Genomic DNA, 17,263 nt, shown 5'->3' with positions numbered 1-17,263 from the left:
GTTGATTGGTTAAGTCTTTTCGCGAGATTGGATTGCGTGCGACCAATGTCTATTAGGTATCTTTGAAATACGGTTATTTCCATTCTAGGTTAGGGTTTTAAAACACGTCCTAGGGTTTAAAAATTATAAGCCTCCCATAATAAAGGCTGGGAGGCAGTTTGCTATAAAGTTTAATGCGCTTTGGGATATCGCTTTATTGTTTTTATCTTATCCAAGCGATCGCCCGATCTCCTTCCCCCATAAGGGTGGAACTGCCACTAGTACTCTCATCCGGAAAACATAGGCTCTAAAACATATTCCCTTGTACTTTTGAGTAGATAAATTGTGGCATTTGAGCGGTTATAAGGTAAAAGCCAATAACAAATACCTTGCAGGATGGAGCGTTGAGCTGATTCTTGAAAAACTGCAAATGTCATCATTTTTTGACTGGAATTTGAGTTTTTCCTTTTGTAGGCATCTTTGCTACATCATCAAGAGGTTATTAACGGTGAATTCACGCTTCCTAGCTATTGTCGCGCTTACTGCTCTGAGTGTTACAGCCTTCTCCTCAAATGCAAACGCTGGTCTTGCCGTGAATGGCCTTGCCTTTAACGGAACTCAGTTAAATGGCAGCAACCTGAATGGAGTAACGCTCAATGGGATTAGCGTTAATGGAGTGAGAATGAATGGGACATCAGTAAATGGTAGTAATCTCAATGGGAGTAATCTGAACGGTAGCAACTTGAATGGCAGCAACCTGAATGGTGCCAACTTAAATGGGCGTAACGTGAATGGTGAAGAAAATCAGAACGCAGCAGTGGCAGCGTCTTCAGAAACAGGCATGGTCTTATCAAGTCCTGAGTTCACGGAGATTCAAGTTGAAGAGGGCCGTTTGGTAGGCGTTAAGTAAACAAGGTTGCTATCTAAATCACCTAATCGGGATGGAACAATGTTTCACGGTTCCATCTCGGTGAAGAAGTGAGATTGTTGGGATTGCTTGAGAAGAAGGTAATGCATGCGTATTCGGCCAATGTTGCGATCGCTGTTGCTGGGTTTGGCGTTTTTGTTTGCTTGGAGCAGCATTGCGATCGCGAGACCTACCTTTCATCCTAGTGAAAAAGATAAGGCACCTCTGACCAAAATAGAGCTTCAAACCACTGAAATTGTAGGGTTTGATGATCAAGGTCGTCAACAGAAGTTTCAAGTGCGAAATAGCGAAGTTGATCCACTTGATCCAGAGAAAAAAACATATCTCTACACTGTTTTTTATCAGGATAAACAACAGAACTGGCAGAACCTCTGTGAACCAGATGCAAAAGGAGTGGCTAAAGCAGTGGTGTTGCAGGGTTCTTGGGATAGCCGAGGCAACTATCGCCCCAACAAGAAATTAGTGACATTTAGCTGTACCAATGGAGCTTTAGCCAAGTGCATGCGATTCGGCTACAAGCCTTGGCAAAACGTTAAAGGGCGATCGCTACGAGATTATCATTCTGCTTGTGTGCGGATGGTACGAGCGGATTATTGTGGGGATGGTGTGGCCCATACTAAAGATGGCACTCCAATCAATCTCTACGATCGCCTACGCATTCAAAAACCGGATGTTGTACCAGAAATGCGGTTTGAGGCCGCTTGGGGCGTAAATGGGGCACACTGTATCAACCAAGTCAGGTGGCCAGAGGCGTTAGCTTATGTAAAGCGAGTTTGCCCTACCCGATTGGCGGCAAGAGGCAATCACTGCACCTCAGCAGAACGCGCCCAACGTCACTTTCCTGACGCTCTGTTATTCAACGACTCAGCAATACAAAAATCACAGCGATTATAAATAGCGATTGTAAGCATTGATTTGTAGGGGCACCTTTTGCGGGTGCCTTAGTTTCTTTTGAGAAGACTAATATCAAATATGTTGCTGACAAAGGAGAGTCTGGTAACGTTTTATAGTGGCGCGATCGCATTGTTGACGTTTTTTAATCTGCTGAAATATTTATGTTGTCTACCGTTGCTCAGGTATATCCCGTTGTTTGGCAAGAAGACCGAGTCTTGCTGATTGACCAAACCCGTTTGCCCAACGAATATATCGTTGTAGAAATTAGCCGCTATGAAGACATGGCGCGGGCGATTAAAACCATGATCGTGCGGGGGGCTCCGGCGATCGGGGTAGCAGCGGCCTACGGTGTGTACTTGGGGGCACGAGCGATTCAGACCAGCGATCGCGATCAATTTTTGACTCAACTAGAAACAGTGGCTCAGGAGTTGCGAGAAACTCGCCCGACTGCGGTGAATTTGTTCTGGGCAATCGCGCGGATGCTGAAGACAGCACGGCAGACGATTGGACCTGTGGAATATCTGAAGGAAACGCTGCTAGAAACAGCGAAGCAAATCAATGCAGATGATATCCAAACCTGTCAGGCGATCGGCGATTATGGGGTAAAGGCACTACCCACAAGCCCAGAAAAGCTGCGGATTTTGACTCACTGCAACGCGGGAGCTTTGGCAACTGCGGGCTATGGGACGGCTTTGGGTGTGGTGCGCTCGGCTTGGCGAGATGGACGATTAGAGCGAGTCTACGCGGATGAAACTCGGCCTCGGCTACAAGGAGCGAAGCTAACGGCTTGGGAATGTGTGCAAGAAGGTATCCCAGTGACGCTGATTTCGGATGGAATGGCGGCGCACTGCATGAAGCAGGGCCTGATTCACGCGGTTGTGGTTGGGGCCGATCGCATTGCAGCGAATGGAGATGCGGCAAACAAGATTGGGACTTACAGTGTGGCGATCGCTGCGAAAGCCCACAATATTCCTTTCTTTGTCGCTGCACCCTTATCCACCATTGACTTTTCTTTGTCGGATGGTAGTGGGATTCCTATTGAGGAGCGCGATCCGGTAGAGATTTATCAGGTGGGTGACACTCGGATTTGTTCGCCAGGTGTGGAGTTCTACAATCCGGCGTTTGATGTGACTCCTGCGGAGTTGATTACGGCGATCGTGACTGAGTTTGGGGCATTTGCTCCAAGTGAGTTGAAGCCTCAGTTGCACGAAAAACAAGCAGTTTAACTACTTAAGGAACCAAACCCTTGGGGGCACTCGCCCCCAAACCCCCGCTGCGGGACGGTTGCGTCCCTCAGACCCCCTCCAAAAGTTTGCCTTTAGCCGCCGTTTTCAAAGCCTTCTCCGCATCGGGGAGGGTTTGGGAGGGGTGATTTTGATCAATTTAGAACATTTCAGTCTTAAGAAGGGTGCTGTTCTCTGCTCAGGTGTTCCAATGGTTGGCAGTTGTTGACATGGGAGATCACGAATGCAAACTCGACAACTGGGTAGTCAAGGTTTGACGGTTTCTGCGATCGGCTTGGGCTGTATGGGCATGTCTGAGTTCTATGGCGCGGGGGATGAGGCGGAGTCGATCGCGACGATTCACCGAGCTTTGGAACTGGGGGTGACGTTTTTAGATACAGCGGATATGTATGGGCCGTTTACCAATGAGAAGTTGGTGGGACGAGCGATCGCGGACCGTCGAGATCAGGTAATTTTAGCGACTAAGTTTGGTAATGAACGCAGTCAGGATGGAAAATTCCTTGGTGTGAATGGCAAGCCAGAATATGTGCGGCAGTGCTGTGATGCTTCTCTGCAAAGGCTCGGCGTTGATTATATCGATCTCTACTACCAGCACCGGGTAGACCCAACTATACCCATTGAAGAAACGATTGGGGCGCTGGCGGAGTTGGTGCAGCAGGGAAAAGTACGCTATTTAGGCATGTCAGAGGCGGCTCCTGCCACGATTCGGCGGGCGCAAGCGGTGCATCCGATCAGTGCGTTGCAGACGGAATATTCGCTCTGGAGTCGTGACCCAGAAGATGAGATTTTACCAACCGTGCGAGAGTTAGGAATTGGGTTTGTGGCCTATAGCCCGCTCGGTCGCGGCTTTCTTTCAGGACAGATCAAGAGCTTAGATGATTTGGCTCCAGATGACTATCGACGATATTCGCCCCGCCTCCAAGGAGAAAACTTCAACAAAAACCTGCAACTGGTGGAGCGAGTACAACAGATTGCGGCAGAGAAACAGGTGACGCCCTGTCAGTTGGCTCTGGCTTGGTTGCTGGCTCAAGGTCAGGACATTGTGCCCATCCCTGGAACCAAACGGCGGCAATATTTGGAGGAAAATGTGGCAGCGGTGGATGTCACGTTAACAGCAGAGGAGTTGGCCCGGATTGATGAGGTGGCCCCAAAAGGGTTTGCGGTGGGCGATCGCTATCCGGATATGAGTACAGTCAATCGCTAGCTCGAATCGCTGAAGCTAGCGTAAGGCCCAAGCCAAAAACCGCTCGACATAATAGAGAGTCACCTGGCTCCCCAGCCCTTGAAAGACTTCATCAAAGCTGTGCTCGGCCCAGGGCAGCTCCAGCAAGGCTACGGGGCTGCCCACAGACCGTAATCGTTGGTACATGCCCTGGGCAAATTTGACTTCCACCAGATGATCGCGCCGACCATGGACGAGTAATGTGGGAGGCAAAGGTCGAGTGACATAGGTGGCGGGGGAAGCCTGGCGATACAGGGCTGATTTCTCAGTTGGGGTGCCGCCCAAGAAAGCTCTTAAAACTGCCCGGACATCGATTGGGTCAGGTTCAGGCGGATCGGCGTAACCTGCTGTCAAGTTGAAAGGGCCGTAGTAGCTGACTACCGCTCGAATCGGCAGAGCGTCGGGTTGGTAGGCTGCTAGCATCGCCAAGTGCCCACCAGCGGAGCGACCCAGTAAAGCCATGCGATCGCCATTTGCTTCATATTCATTGGCATGTTCGCGCACAAAAGCTAAAGCGGTGCGGACATCCTCTAGTTGGGATGGGAACTGATGCTGAGGTGCATGGCGGTAGTCGATCGCGAAAACCGTGTAACCTCTGGCGGCCATGTAACGGCTGAAAACAGCATTGGCTAATGGGCTTCCCCCTCGCCAAGCTCCCCCATAAATCACCACTAAGGCTGGATAGCGACCCACCTGGGGCGGTCGGTAAACATCCATGCTGAGCTGTACGCCGTCCGGTTTGGCAAAAGGGATGTTGGGGGCATAGCGCACCGGACTGGCTGGAATTCCAGTAAAAACCTGCTGCAAAATAAAAGGTTGCGATCGCGGTCTCTCTAGATCTCCCTTGGTACTTTGGGCGGCCTGTTGGTCTAATTGCTGGCTCACCTGCTCATAGCTCGGCCCAAAATTTACTTGCAGCTCATCATTGTTTCGTTGCGCTGCAAGGGGTAGCTGCAATAGGGGTAGCATACTCAGCCCCAACCCCACCAAGCCCAGCAACACAGCTAAGCGTTGGAGCCAACTCCGCCGCATCCCTAGAGATGCCAGCAGGCAAGCGATCGCATTAAACCCGAGCAACCAAGGGCTCAGCTCTGGCGTCGCTACTCCTAAAGGTAGCAGAGCTAGGGTTGGCGCAGGCACGACAATCCAAGCGCTCAGAAACAAGGTGACGCTACTGAGGAATAAGGCGAAACAGGAGTAAAGAGTTCGTAAAACGGACGGCATCCAAAATTACCTGTTTTGTCAGGGGATCATCATACTTAGGGCAGAATATTTCGACTTTGCTTCAAACTTTCTCTATTTTGCGCCAACCTCTATCTAGAGGAATAGGTTGCAATGAATTCGCTTTCGTTTATAAGGAAAGTACGTAAAAACCATATGACTGATAACAATACTTAAACACTACTTAAACACTAAATCTTGAGGGAAACTACATGCGTTCTACCATGCTTGCTTTTTTTGGCGCAGGGCTTGGAGTGCTGGTTGGGGCGGTTGCAGGTCAGGCTCAAACCGCTAACTCACCAGCGGTACTGCCCGGTAGTGTGACATTGTCCAGTCAATCTCTTCAAGGCGTACAAACTCGCAGCCTGAATGACTTTAAAGCGCCTAAGTCTCAAGTGAATCTGGAGTTACGTGGCAATTCCAATTCTGTACGTCCCTCTGCACCAGGTTTCAAAGTGCAAGATCGAACAGTGGTAATTGTAGAGCGATCGCGTCCCTCAGAAAAAAACTCAACGGTGTTCTTGGATGACGTTGGTAGCGATCGTGAGCAACGGTTTAAGGTGCAGTATCAGTTAACGGAGCAGTAGTTGCAATTTTTCCTAGCAGTGGTTTTTTGCTGGAGCTACAAGCGATCGCCTGATTAATAGAGATTGTGCGATCGCTTCTTCTAGTTGTTTTCAGCATCAGAAATCTATTGACTTTGCTGTGCTAAAAACTTCTGATTGGATCGTTTCACTTTAGCTATCCAGCGACGGTAGGACGACAAGATCTCCGCGTAGGGAACCGTAGTGTCAGACAACAACTCAAACAGGGAAGCTGGAAAATGCTGCGGCAATAGTTGATGCAGCACCTTGCCCAATTTCTGTCTCACTATGAGTTCCAGAAATAAGGATTTAGATAGCGGAAATGGACTATCAGACAGTTCTACCAAAGCATGAGCATCGGGTTGGCGTCGCGTACTAAACTCTTGTAACACTAAGTTTAAGTCGTCAGAATATTCATCTAATAGACGATCCAATACTTCTACATCCTCGAAAGCAGCATTGCCTCCCTGACCCAAGGAGGGGGAAACGGCGTGAGCGGCATCGCCAATCAGTAACACGCTGTTGCCATAGTGATAATGACTGCAACGGATGGTGAGCACTTGGGAAACAGGACGATTGAGCAATGCTTCCGCTTCGGCATCAGTAATGAGTGGGCTTAAATCAGGGAAATTCTGATGGAAAAACTCTAAAACTTGAGTAGTAGTGTTCAGCTTCACAAACGAATTGTTGTTGCGGGAAAAAGTAATGACGCCACTGGCGATCGCCTTACTAGTAGGAACCGCTAGAACTGTGGTGCCATCCTCCAATCGCCAACTATGGATATGTTCTGGTTTGAGATCTAGTCCTGCGGACTCATTTCGTCGTAATGAAAAGAGAGTTTTGTAGTCGGTAGGCACATACTGGGCTTCAAGCGTAAATCCCTCTGTGGGCAAAAAGTGATTTCTGATTACAGAGTGCGCTCCATCAGCTCCAATCAGCAGGTCATAATCAGCCCTCAACTCCTCTGTCACGCTGTTTTCAGTAATGCTTTCAAAGGTAATGCTCTGCCGCTCAAAATCTGCGGCAATACATTTACAGTTGAAGTGGAGAGTGAGGCGATCGCTCTGGTCTGTTTCGGTGAGCTTTTCTAATAAGGTGATGACTAATTGGGTGCGATCGAGGGCAAAGAGTGGTTTCTGGCGAGATAACGTTCGCATTTTCCCTTTTCTACCATGCACCACTGTTCCCCAAATTGCAGTCCCTTGGGCTCTGACGCTATCTTCCAACCCTGGAACCTGCCTTAAAGCATGGAGGCCTCTGGCGTTAAGGGTCAGGGGGTAGGTGCGAGCTTTTTCAAAGGAGACGCTGCGGGGGTCAGGACGGCGATCGTAAATTTCAATCTGATAAGCTTCCTGCCGTCGCAACAGATAATGAGCCAACAGAATCCCGCTCGGCCCAGCTCCGACAATTACAACCTTCTTTACCATTTATTTATCTCAGTCCTATCAATTTATTTCTTTAGATTGTACGAAGACCACCCGGTTGCGGAGCTTATAGCTATGTGCCACCTTAGAGCTGAGGTCGCGTGAGCTTAGGGAAAAAATGGCAAATTACAAGGAGTACAGAAGTGTTAGTGAGTTTCCGCTTCATACAGCTCAACTTAACCGTGAACAGATAGAAACAGCCTACCAAGACATCCGCAACTCTTATAAAAGTTTAGTTGCAAGCCGAGGGCAGCTAGTACGCCGTCAAACCGAGGCAAAAAATAGCCTTACAACAATCAACCAATCACTCAAACAACTGAGTGTTACTTTAGAAAAAGTTCAGAAGGAAAAGCAACAACTTCAGCAAGCTTTAACTCATAGCTTGGATGTTCGTAAGCAACTAGAAAGCTGGGGTGATGAGCTAACTGAACAAGTCGATAATCTCACGCTACAAATGAGCGCAACGACTAAATTACTAGAAGACTTTGAATCCATATATGAAGAAGTAAAAGAAGATAATGGAGTTTTTTCCTTTTGGCAACGCTTGAATCGCTTGCTAACTGCGGCCCAACGACTTCTCAATACGGATATCAAAACTTTAACGGTTAAAAAGGTAAGTCCAGAACCTATTGAAGATTGGACCAAAGAAACGCCTGCTAATATTAATCGTGCATTAAGGGAAGATTAGAAATCCAAAATGGGTAAATTAACAAATTCCCTTAAGGCCACGACTAAGCAACTGAGTGAGATCAAGCGTGGCATTCATAAAATGCAAGAGCTAGGTCAAGAATTAGCAGACAATACCTTGACTGTGGCGGAAGCAGGACTTCGGACTGGTTACGCTTATGCTAAAGCGGAATTAGAGACAACTAGTGCACAGACAAACCAAGTATTATCAGAACCTCACCAAGCTTTGCCATCCACTTTTACTCCCCTAGATGCACATCAATTAGAAAATTCAACTTACTGGACAATAGAATTACTTAAATCTCGCTTCGGCAGTTATCAAGCAGCAACTAAACATCTTAAAGACGTTCATGGGGTTTCAGTCAAACAGCGTGGTTGGCAGCATGTTGTAGCAGCCTTCAACAAGGGTGTAGACAATAGGGATAAGCTCCTAGAACAGCGGGTTGCTCAGCTAGAAGAAGTTGTATCTCTGCAAAGGCGAGAGATTGCTGTTTTAGAAGCAAGGCTTGATGAAACGGTTGTCCAATTGAAAAAACTAACAGCCACAGTTAAGCAGTTTGTCAAACCTTAACAGGTGAAAACTACTAAGATTTAGCCCCCAGATTGAGTATGAACAAGTAGTGTGGCGATCGCTCTGCTAATGGTAGGCTGCTAACGGTTGAGTTGCTGGTCTTATGCCTGTTTTTGCTGAGATACAAAATGCCAACGCCTTGATTGTGGGTGCAAATGGAGGTATTGGTTTAGGGTTTGTGCAGAAGTTGTTACAGGACGATCGCGTTGCCAAAATCTACGCCACCTATCGTCAACCGAAGTCTGCAAATGAACTATTGGCGCTAGAACGCGAGCAGCCTGAGCGGTTAGTTTGTCTCCCGCTAGACATTACAGATGAAGTTCAAATTGCCGAATGTAGCGATCGCATTAGAGGCCAAGTAGACAAACTACATTTGGTGATCAACTGTGTCGGCATTTTGCATGAGGGGGATTTGCAGCCGGAAAAGAGCTTGCGCCAAATTAATTCCGATCATTTAATGCGCTACTTTCAGATCAACAGTATTGGAGCGGTGCTTCTGGCTAAGCATCTATCGCCTTTGTTCGCTCATAGCGAGAGAAATGTCTTTGCCACGATCTCCGCCAAAATTGGCAGCATTGGGGATAACCAATTGGGCGGCTGGTATGGCTATCGGGCCTCTAAAGCCGCCTTGAATATGTTGATGCGGACTGTCGCGATCGAATATAAGCGCAAAAGCCCCAATACGATTGTAGTGACGCTGCATCCTGGCACCACTGATACTCGCCTCTCCAAACCATTTCAGCGGAATGTGTCGCCCGAAAAACTGTTTTCAGTAGAGCGCACTGTTGCTCAGTTGTTGGCTGTGATGGAAAATCTAGAGCCTAAAGACAGCGGCGAGTTTTTCTCCTGGGATGGTAGCCGCTTGCCTTGGTAAAAGCTTGGTAAAACCAGGCTTGGCGTATTCAGCATTACAACCAGGTTTTACGAGTGAACAATTCTCTAGATAGAATCTTGTCTCTGCCTGTAGTGGAAGTTAGGGCTAGCGATCGCCACTACGCTGCATAGAAGTAGCTGCTAACAAAGGTTTCACTATGCAAACGAACACCTCTAACTTACTTCAGCGCCTTGACGGTGCCGAACGACTTTTTGCCATGATTCTTGGTGTAGTCTTTTTAGCCGTTGGCATTGCTGGATTTATCCCCGGCTTGATTGCTATGCCAGTGGTGGCGGGGGATGCACCGCTCCATGTTCCCGACTTGTCTTTCCCAGATGGGTATGGCAACGTCTTTGGTCTGTTTCCTACTAACTTCCTGCATAACGCGGTTCATATTGCGGTCGGTGTTTTAGGTTTGGCTGCTGCCACCAGTTTCTCTGGATCATTGGTGTTTAACCAAGGGTTTGCGATCGCTTATATTCTGATTGCCATTATGGGCTTGCTGCCAGCGACTAATACCACTTTTGGCCTCATGCCTATCTTTGGTAACAACGTTTGGTTCAATGCTCTGACTGGATTGGCTGCCGCTTATTTTGGTTTCATTAAGCCCCTCAAAGTTCAAGAGCAGATCACTTCTGCACCTAAAGCGTAGGTATGAGATAAGCGCGAAATAAATACAAGATAGGTAATAGGTGCGATCGCTATCTTGTAGAGTTTTCAGCATAAAGCTTTTGATTTTATTTCAGTTGACTTAATCAACTCTTCTTTTTAACTTTTCTCTCCCTCCGCTCTCCCCGACAATAAGTTTGTGGGAGAGATTTTCTATGCTTCATCGAAAGAAGGAATTGGGGCGATTTGAGGCAATAAATTCTTTGGAAAATTTGTCTTTGCAGCGTAGGCTACATCTCTGGATTGATGAGTTGCCTCAGCGGAATCATAACAATGTAGGGGCTATTAACAATTCTGCAAGCGTTGCGCTGTAGCCAACTTTGCAGATAAAGAAAGTGATGGAAGGAAGTATGACTGATAATCAACAAAAACGTGCCCTAGGAGCTTTTTCTACTCGTTCAGCGGTCGAAACTGCGCTCCATGAGTTGCAAGCTACTGGTTTTCCGATGAATCAAGTGTCTGTGATTGCTAAGAACGCAGACGAAAGCCAAGAAGTGAGTGGCGCTCATATGCAAAGTCAGGTTGGCGATCAAGAAGTCGGAGCGGGAAACGCCACTGCTTCTAACTTGGCCTATGGTGGGGCTGCCGCTACAGTGTTATTGGGTCTGACCAGCCTCAGCATCCCTGGAGTTGGTGCCGTATTGGCTGCAGGTACCTTAGCGGCTTCTCTGGTGGCTAGCGTCGCAGGTGCTGGGATTAATGCCGCTTCAGCAAATAGCGTAGTGCAAGCGATGGCTGCGTCAGGAATTGCTAAAGAGCAAGCTGAGATCTACAGCGATCGCTTGTTGCGAGGTGATTATGTGGTGCTAATCGAAGGGAGTGATGCCGAGATTCAGCAGGCAGCAGATGTCCTCAGTCAGAAGAGTATTCAAGATTGGGGCATCTACGCAGCAGCAAATGCTTGAGTTATGCTTTGGGTGTTCCTAGGCTAATCGCACACGAGGCTCAGTAATCGTGACATCAGATTCAGCTAAGTTTGGCGAACAAACCCTCAATAAGATGGCGACTATGGCGATCGCTAGCATGATTAAGGATGCCGAAGAAGTGGATGTCCAGATCAAAACCGATGTGAGCAAACTAGCTCAAGGGCAAGTTGATTCGATCGCCATTAAGATCCAGGGTTTATTGATGCAATCTAGCTTACGTCTGGAGGAATTTTACCTCCAGATCAATCGAGTAGCAGTTAAGCCTTTCAGTGCAATGTTCGGCAAAATTAAGCTGATGCATCCGGCTGATGGCACGATTCGCGTAGTCGTTAACGAAGCTAGTCTCACCCAAGCTCTGAATTCTGCCTCGGTGCGGAAGCAGTTGCCATCGCTGCCCCAGCTGACTAAAACTCAGGCAGGAGATCACTCAATTCAGCAAGTGAAATGTTATTTGCTGAGTGATGGCCATCTGGCTTTTAACGTGGGCTTGAATACACCAGATCCATCACTGCCGTCTATGTCTTTTACAGCGACACCTGAGATTGGCAACGATGGGCAAGCGATTGTGCTGCAAAATCTATCACCTGTGGATCATCCAGGCTCTTTGGCTGAAATCACGACGGCTTTAGTGGCTCAAATTAGTGACCTCCTCAGTTTGCCTGAATTTAAGCATCAAGGTATGTCTGTGCAAATTCAGCAACTGGAGGTGGTCACTGGCAAGTTAAGCTGGGAAGCGATCGCTTCCATCGATCAATTTCAGTCTACATAAGATTTGCCTCCCTCTATCCTTAGATTAAAGCTTTATCTTGTAACCTCCTTCTAATCCGCCTGCATCCCTGCTATGACTCACTTTGGTATTATTTGTCCGCCCTATCCGGGGCACTTGAACCCCCAAGCAGCCCTGGGTCGAGAGCTACAAAGTCGGGGGCATCGAGTGACATTGCTGCAAATCCCGGATGTTGCTCTCAAAGTTCGCTCGGAAGGGCTGGAGTTTTACCCGCTTGGAGAATCTACTTATCAACCTGGATCGTTAGCCAAAACGTTTCAGCAATTGGGGCAGTTGAGTGAAATGGAGGCGCTTAACTACTCTGTGGATTTTTGCCAACAGGTGACGGAGATTATTTGTCGGGATGCGCCAGGGGCGATCGCTGAATTAGGCATTGAGGCTTTGCTAATCGACCAGTTAGAACCAGCCGGAGAAACGGTAGCAGAAGGCTTGCATCTCCCTTTTGTGACTGTTTCCTGTGGTCAAGCAATTCATCGACGAGCAGATGTACCTCCTTTTTTTACGCCTTGGCGCTACCGAAAAGCTTTGTGGGCCAAGCTTCGTAATCAAGTCGCCTACTACATGCTAGACCGCAACTGCCAACCAATTCTCGATACCATCAACCACTACCGCCAGCAGTGGAATTTGCCACCTTATCAGGGCTTATATTCCACCTCAACTCGCTTGGCTCATGTTAGCCAACAGCCTGCGGCCTTTGATTTTCCTTGCCCCAATTTACCCATAGACTTCCACTACACTGGGCCTTTTCGCAATCCGTCTCCCTGTGGCGTTAATTTTCCGTTTGAGCAGTTGACGGGACAGCCACTAATTTATGCCTCATTAGGAAGCATCCAGAACACTAAAGCTGCCCTGTTTCGGGCGATCGCGGCGGCTTGTGAAGGCTTAGATGTGCAACTCTTAATTGCCCATGGAGGTGGCATCAGTGCAGAAGATATCCAGAGTTTCCCTGGTTCTCCTTTGGTGATGGAGTATGTGCCGCAGGTAGAAGTATTAGCCAGAGCTAGCTTAACGATTACTCATGGTGGTCTCAACACAGTTCTTGATTCTCTCACTCATGGTGCGCCTTTAGTGGCGATTCCCATCACTTTCGAGCAACCCGGAACAGGAGCGAGAATCCGCGAAACAGGAGTTGGAGAAGTATTGCCGTTGAAGCGTTTGAGGGTAAAACGTCTAAGAAAAGCCATCCAACGAGTTCTCACCAAAGAGTCCTATGCCCAGAATGCTGCTAGAGTTCAACAGTCTATCCGTGACTCAGGAGGTGTGCACAGAGCGGCTGAGATTATCGAGCACGCTGTGAAATCTCAGGTGCGAGATTTATCTGAAGTGGCATCTCGTGTACCTGCGAATGTTCTACCCAGTGCCCAAGCAACGTTGTCAGAAAAGTAGATTGCTGTGGTTATGGATAGAGACCGCCTCCAGAGACTAAAAGAAAATGCTGGTAAACGTTCAATCGCTTGCCAGCATTCTACCTACAGCTCCAAAACTTCTTGGCACTCTACAGAAAACGCAGAAAACAGAGACTAGCCATGATGTTGTTTAAACAAAGCGGCCATTCGACTGCTTCCGTCTAATGCCGATCACTGCGGGCTTGGGTGGGCCTTCGGGATTTCCCTGGATATTGCTGGGCCAGTTGCTTCCCCGTAACAGCGATCGCCGTTGAGTGAACAGAGTACCGTCCAAATTCAGCATCTCAATATCCCGGCTGAGAGGTACTTGAGGGCTAAACGGACAATCTTCCCCAGGATGCTGTACCGAAAGAATTAAGGTATCTCCCACAAAAGTGGGTCCTGTCATTTCACAGCGGAAAGGACCGTAGGCGAAGGGCACCACTGTTCCAGCATCTGGGCCGCTCATGGGAATGAAGAAGAGCCAGTTGTTGCCAAACACACCAATCAAATTAGAAGTCTGGACATTTTTGTTGGAGTCGGTTTGGCTCGGTGCGGTTGCCCCCACCACGCTATGCTCGATCAGGAGTGGATTTGCGGCTGCCCCTACATCAAAACCATTGTGAGCGGCTGTAGACATATCGGTGACACCCCAGACATTCCCTTGACTGTCAAAGGCAAGGTTATCCACATTGGCAAAGCCATCACCATTCTCGGTGCCTGCTTCTCCCCCCTTGGCTAAGCGCTCCCAGCGGAAAGAGGTGCCCGTGCCATCAGCGCTGTTCTCTATAATCTTGAACAGTTCGCCGGAAGGTTGGTCGTCTCTAACGTCAGGGCTGTATTTGGAGACGACAAAGATGCGGGAATCCGGATAGCCATCCCCACCTGGAGCCCCGTCGGTATAAGCGATGAAGACTTCTTTGGTGCGGGGGTGAACTTCGATGTCTTCGGGGCGGGCTGTGGGAGTCGCTCCGATCAAGTTGGCGGCTAAGAAGGCATCCACCAAAACCGCTCCTTGACTGGTGTAGAAGTCTGATAACTTCTTGTTCCGGTAGTCAGGCAAGAATGTCGCTTCGTTGGTTGTTTCAACGTTGAGCGAACCTCCACTGCTGGTTTGTCCCGCAATGCCACTGCGCTTGGGTAGCGGTAAACGACCATTTCTGGTAGCAGTGCCCAAAGCCGCAATCTCAACCGAGGCGAGCACAGAGGGAGAAATGGGGTTGGTTGGTGCATTCAGCAGCAGCGGAATCCATTCTCCAGTGCCATTCGAGTTGTAGCGGGCCACATACAAAGTGCCATCTTCAAACAGGCGACTGTTATTTTTGTCGTTAGGAGACGTGACTCGGCCACTGCTGACAAACTTATAAGTATGGCCACCTCGGCGATCGTCGCCCATGTAACCCACTAATTGCTTGCCCGCTTCCACTCGCATCGCAATGTTTTCGTGGCGGAAGCGACCCAGCGCCGTGTGCTTGCGGGGACGGAAATCAGGATTTGCTGGATCTACTTCTACCATCCAGCCATATTTCTCACCCACTAAGCCAAAGGCCTCGCCCGTGGTGCCTGGAGTGTAGCTGGCTTGAGTACCATTGGGTTGTACCGCTTCTGTGACCCCGACAAAGAAAGCTGCCGCTCCTTGGAAGTTTTCCTCCGCCGAAAGCACCGTGCCCCAAGGTGTAGTGCCACCAGAGCAGTTGAAGCCTGTACCAATAATCTTAGTTCCTAACCCGTCTGTACTGAGGTTGAAGACCTGAGTGGCAGCAGGTCCCGTACCGAGTAGATAGTTTTGATCGCCTTGCTGATAGCTCTGAGTGCCCCAGGCTGTGATCGCTTTGTATGTGTCCGATCGCTGGCTGTTGATTCCTAAACCAGATAAACCATGCAGGCGGCGGTTGTTGGCATCTCCTTTGACGACACTAAAGCGATCGCTACGGCTTTGACGAGAAATCCGGACCACAGAACCGCCGATGTTATACAGAAACTCACCGAACAGTTGCAGGTTTTTGGTGTTAGGCAAATCTTGGCCCACAACTAACGGATAAGAGCTAGGCGTTGCCTGAACATCAGCGGGCGCTTCTGGAGCCAACCCAGAGAAGGGGAAGGAAATATACTCGTGGTTAACCCAGAGATAGCCATCACTCAAACTTCGGTTGGTAGGGATGAAGGCGGTGTAGTCATTGTTGTAGCCAAAATAGTCTTCTGGATTGGGGAAGACGCGATCGCCCCAACTCACAATGATGTAGCGCTCATACTCTGGCGGCACTACCACATCGTCTAACACGGTGTAGCTAGTAAGCCTGGTGTCAGTCGTTGGATTTAAAGTCTGACCTTGATTAATTCCTGTCGGTAGGTAGCTGGGCTGCTCTTGGTAGATAGGCAGAGGATGCGGTAAGCGTAGCGGGGTTAGTTTCAGAGGTTGAGCTGCTTCAGCAACACTAGTGTCAGTGCCAAATAGTTTATTGCCGAGGGTAGGAGCCAGCACGGCAGCACCAGCACTGCTCCCGAAGAAAATTAGCAGTTGTCTGCGGGTGAACTTGGACATGAAACTCTCTCTTTAAGGATCACTAGGAACTTTTGGGCTCAAAGCATTCTTCGCATCCAAGCTGAGCTGTGACAGGCAAAAACCAAGGTTGGGTGGTTTATTGACTGGCCCTCATTGGCTTACTCAATCCGTATTTTTTACGAATTGGGCGCTTGTAATTGATACATTTATTTGCCCCTCAGAAACCATATCTTGAAGAAATTAAGGTCAGTTAATCTTCGGGTTAATGAGGACTTGAATTTCTATTAATAACTTCTTAATATGCGATCGCCCTTCAGCAGGCCCTTCCGGCAAGAACCCATATCCATTTCTTTAGATAGACTAACTTTTGCTGTAACTATTCCAAAAGTGTGGTGTTTGATAATAAAGGCAAAACTTGACTTGGCATTAATTCAAGATTAATCAGCTTTTAACCCATTCATCCTTTATTGAGGAGAGGTAAGTAAAATTGCTGGCATCATTTTATTCAAAAACCCATGATCAAAAATACTTTCAGTTTTACGGCGCTCGTTCTTCTAACCAGCCTGGCTTTTCCTACAGCCGGGAAAGCAGACGTGGTTAACGGTAGTTTTGAAGAGGGTTTTAAAGGTTGGGAAACCATTGGTGAAACAACGATTGAGACGGAGCAATTTGGCAGTGGTCCAGTAGAAGGCAAATCCCAAGCTTTCTTGTCTACTGCTTATCAAGAGTTACTTGGTTTTGATACCCAAGGAAACGAGATTATCGGGGGTGATGCCGCGATCGCATCTTTTGTCACAGGCTTTGAAAACTTGGAAGAGTTTTTGAATCTACCCTCATCTTTTTTGTCCGACAATACTTTGTCTAGTCTGGCAACCGGAGAAATTATTGAAGGCTCAGCAATTAAGCAAACTTTCAAGGCTAACGCAGGCCAATCGCTCACCTTTGCCTGGAATTTCCTGACTGAGGAGTTTACTCAGGCAGTTGATAACAGCTCTTTTGAAGATTTCAATGATTTTGCTTTCGTGTCTCTACAGCGCCGATCTGACTTAAATACTGTGTTGCTTCCCTTAGCCGATACCCTGAATAGCTCTTTTCAATTTGCTAACCATAGCTTGTTCTTTGGGGAAACTGGCTTCCAGGAGTTCTCCTACACCTTTGAGCAATCAGACACTTACACCCTCGGAATTGGAGTCGTTGATGTGGGGGATGGCGACTTCGTTTCTGGGTTACTTGTGGATCAGGTAGATGTACCTGAAACAAGCCCAGCCGTAGGTTTAGTGGCCTTAGGTGCTTTAGGTAGCTTATCCATCATGAAGCGTCGTTGGAAAAACAGCTAGAGTCCAAAATTGATCTGGTGCCTGATCG

16 protein-coding genes are annotated in these 17,263 nt (G+C 48.3%); 13 read left to right on the top strand and 3 right to left on the bottom strand.

Annotated features, from left to right (window positions below; genetic code table 11):
* Positions 1–322 precede the first annotated feature (322 nt).
* The 4 genes from NDA01_RS17200 to NDA01_RS17185 all read left to right on the top strand — a co-directional run bounded on the left by NDA01_RS17200 (position 323) and on the right by NDA01_RS17185 (position 4,249).
* Positions 323–889, top strand: coding sequence for a pentapeptide repeat-containing protein (locus tag NDA01_RS17200; protein WP_348228900.1), 567 nt, complete (start codon positions 323–325; stop codon positions 887–889).
* Positions 890–994: 105 nt separating this feature from the next.
* Complete coding sequence (locus NDA01_RS17195; RefSeq protein WP_348228899.1) at positions 995–1,801, top strand: ADYC domain-containing protein; 807 nt, start codon at positions 995–997, stop codon at positions 1,799–1,801.
* 161 nt (positions 1,802–1,962) lie between these two features.
* Positions 1,963–3,027 (top strand): S-methyl-5-thioribose-1-phosphate isomerase, encoded by a 1,065-nt coding sequence (gene mtnA, locus NDA01_RS17190; RefSeq protein WP_348228898.1) that lies wholly within the window; start codon positions 1,963–1,965, stop codon positions 3,025–3,027.
* 241 nt (positions 3,028–3,268) lie between these two features.
* Positions 3,269–4,249, top strand: a complete 981-nt coding sequence (locus tag NDA01_RS17185; protein WP_348228897.1) for an aldo/keto reductase — start codon at positions 3,269–3,271, stop codon at positions 4,247–4,249.
* 15 nt (positions 4,250–4,264) lie between these two features.
* On the opposite strand, the gene NDA01_RS17180 is transcribed toward NDA01_RS17185, so the two are convergent.
* Positions 4,265–5,491: an alpha/beta hydrolase fold domain-containing protein gene (locus NDA01_RS17180; protein WP_348228896.1), complete on the bottom strand. Its 1,227-nt coding sequence runs from the start codon at positions 5,489–5,491 to the stop codon at positions 4,265–4,267.
* Between the two features lie 209 nt (positions 5,492–5,700).
* On the opposite strand from NDA01_RS17180, the gene NDA01_RS17175 reads away from it, so the two are divergent.
* Positions 5,701–6,075, top strand: a complete 375-nt coding sequence (locus NDA01_RS17175) for a hypothetical protein (RefSeq protein WP_348228895.1) — start codon at positions 5,701–5,703, stop codon at positions 6,073–6,075.
* A gap of 104 nt (positions 6,076–6,179) precedes the next feature.
* On the opposite strand, the gene NDA01_RS17170 is transcribed toward NDA01_RS17175, so the two are convergent.
* A complete protein-coding gene (locus NDA01_RS17170) occupies positions 6,180–7,499 on the bottom strand; it encodes an FAD-dependent oxidoreductase (RefSeq protein WP_348228894.1) in 1,320 nt (439 codons plus the stop codon).
* A 115-nt stretch (positions 7,500–7,614) separates the two neighbouring features.
* On the opposite strand from NDA01_RS17170, the gene NDA01_RS17165 reads away from it, so the two are divergent.
* The 7 genes from NDA01_RS17165 to NDA01_RS17135 all read left to right on the top strand — a co-directional run bounded on the left by NDA01_RS17165 (position 7,615) and on the right by NDA01_RS17135 (position 13,396).
* Positions 7,615–8,184, top strand: a complete 570-nt coding sequence (locus NDA01_RS17165; RefSeq protein WP_348228893.1) for a hypothetical protein — start codon at positions 7,615–7,617, stop codon at positions 8,182–8,184.
* Positions 8,185–8,193: 9 nt separating this feature from the next.
* Positions 8,194–8,754, top strand: coding sequence for a hypothetical protein (locus NDA01_RS17160; RefSeq protein ID WP_348228892.1), 561 nt, complete (start codon positions 8,194–8,196; stop codon positions 8,752–8,754).
* Between the two features lie 103 nt (positions 8,755–8,857).
* A complete protein-coding gene (locus tag NDA01_RS17155; protein WP_348228891.1) occupies positions 8,858–9,628 on the top strand; it encodes an SDR family NAD(P)-dependent oxidoreductase in 771 nt (256 codons plus the stop codon).
* Positions 9,629–9,785: 157 nt separating this feature from the next.
* Positions 9,786–10,280 (top strand): DUF4383 domain-containing protein, encoded by a 495-nt coding sequence (locus tag NDA01_RS17150; protein WP_348228890.1) that lies wholly within the window; start codon positions 9,786–9,788, stop codon positions 10,278–10,280.
* Between the two features lie 367 nt (positions 10,281–10,647).
* Entirely contained in the window at positions 10,648–11,202 is a 555-nt protein-coding gene (locus NDA01_RS17145; protein ID WP_190437676.1) for a hypothetical protein, read from the top strand.
* A 49-nt stretch (positions 11,203–11,251) separates the two neighbouring features.
* Complete coding sequence (locus tag NDA01_RS17140; protein WP_348228889.1) at positions 11,252–11,992, top strand: LmeA family phospholipid-binding protein; 741 nt, start codon at positions 11,252–11,254, stop codon at positions 11,990–11,992.
* Between the two features lie 72 nt (positions 11,993–12,064).
* Positions 12,065–13,396 (top strand): nucleotide disphospho-sugar-binding domain-containing protein, encoded by a 1,332-nt coding sequence (locus NDA01_RS17135; RefSeq protein WP_348228888.1) that lies wholly within the window; start codon positions 12,065–12,067, stop codon positions 13,394–13,396.
* 150 nt (positions 13,397–13,546) lie between these two features.
* On the opposite strand, the gene NDA01_RS17130 is transcribed toward NDA01_RS17135, so the two are convergent.
* The gene (locus NDA01_RS17130) at positions 13,547–15,937 is read right to left on the bottom strand and encodes a PhoX family protein (protein WP_348228887.1); all 2,391 of its coding nucleotides are present in this window, start codon (positions 15,935–15,937) and stop codon (positions 13,547–13,549) included.
* A gap of 476 nt (positions 15,938–16,413) precedes the next feature.
* Between NDA01_RS17130 and NDA01_RS17125 the strand changes: the two genes are divergently transcribed.
* Positions 16,414–17,235, top strand: coding sequence for a hypothetical protein (locus NDA01_RS17125; protein ID WP_348228886.1), 822 nt, complete (start codon positions 16,414–16,416; stop codon positions 17,233–17,235).
* Positions 17,236–17,263 lie beyond the last annotated feature (28 nt).

The organism is Trichocoleus desertorum AS-A10 (genome assembly GCF_039962155.1).
In the GTDB taxonomy this organism is placed as follows: Bacteria; Cyanobacteriota; Cyanobacteriia; order FACHB-46; family FACHB-46; genus Trichocoleus.
The sequence above is the reverse complement of the archived record's forward strand: the minus strand, read 5'-3'. Positions and strand labels throughout refer to the sequence as shown.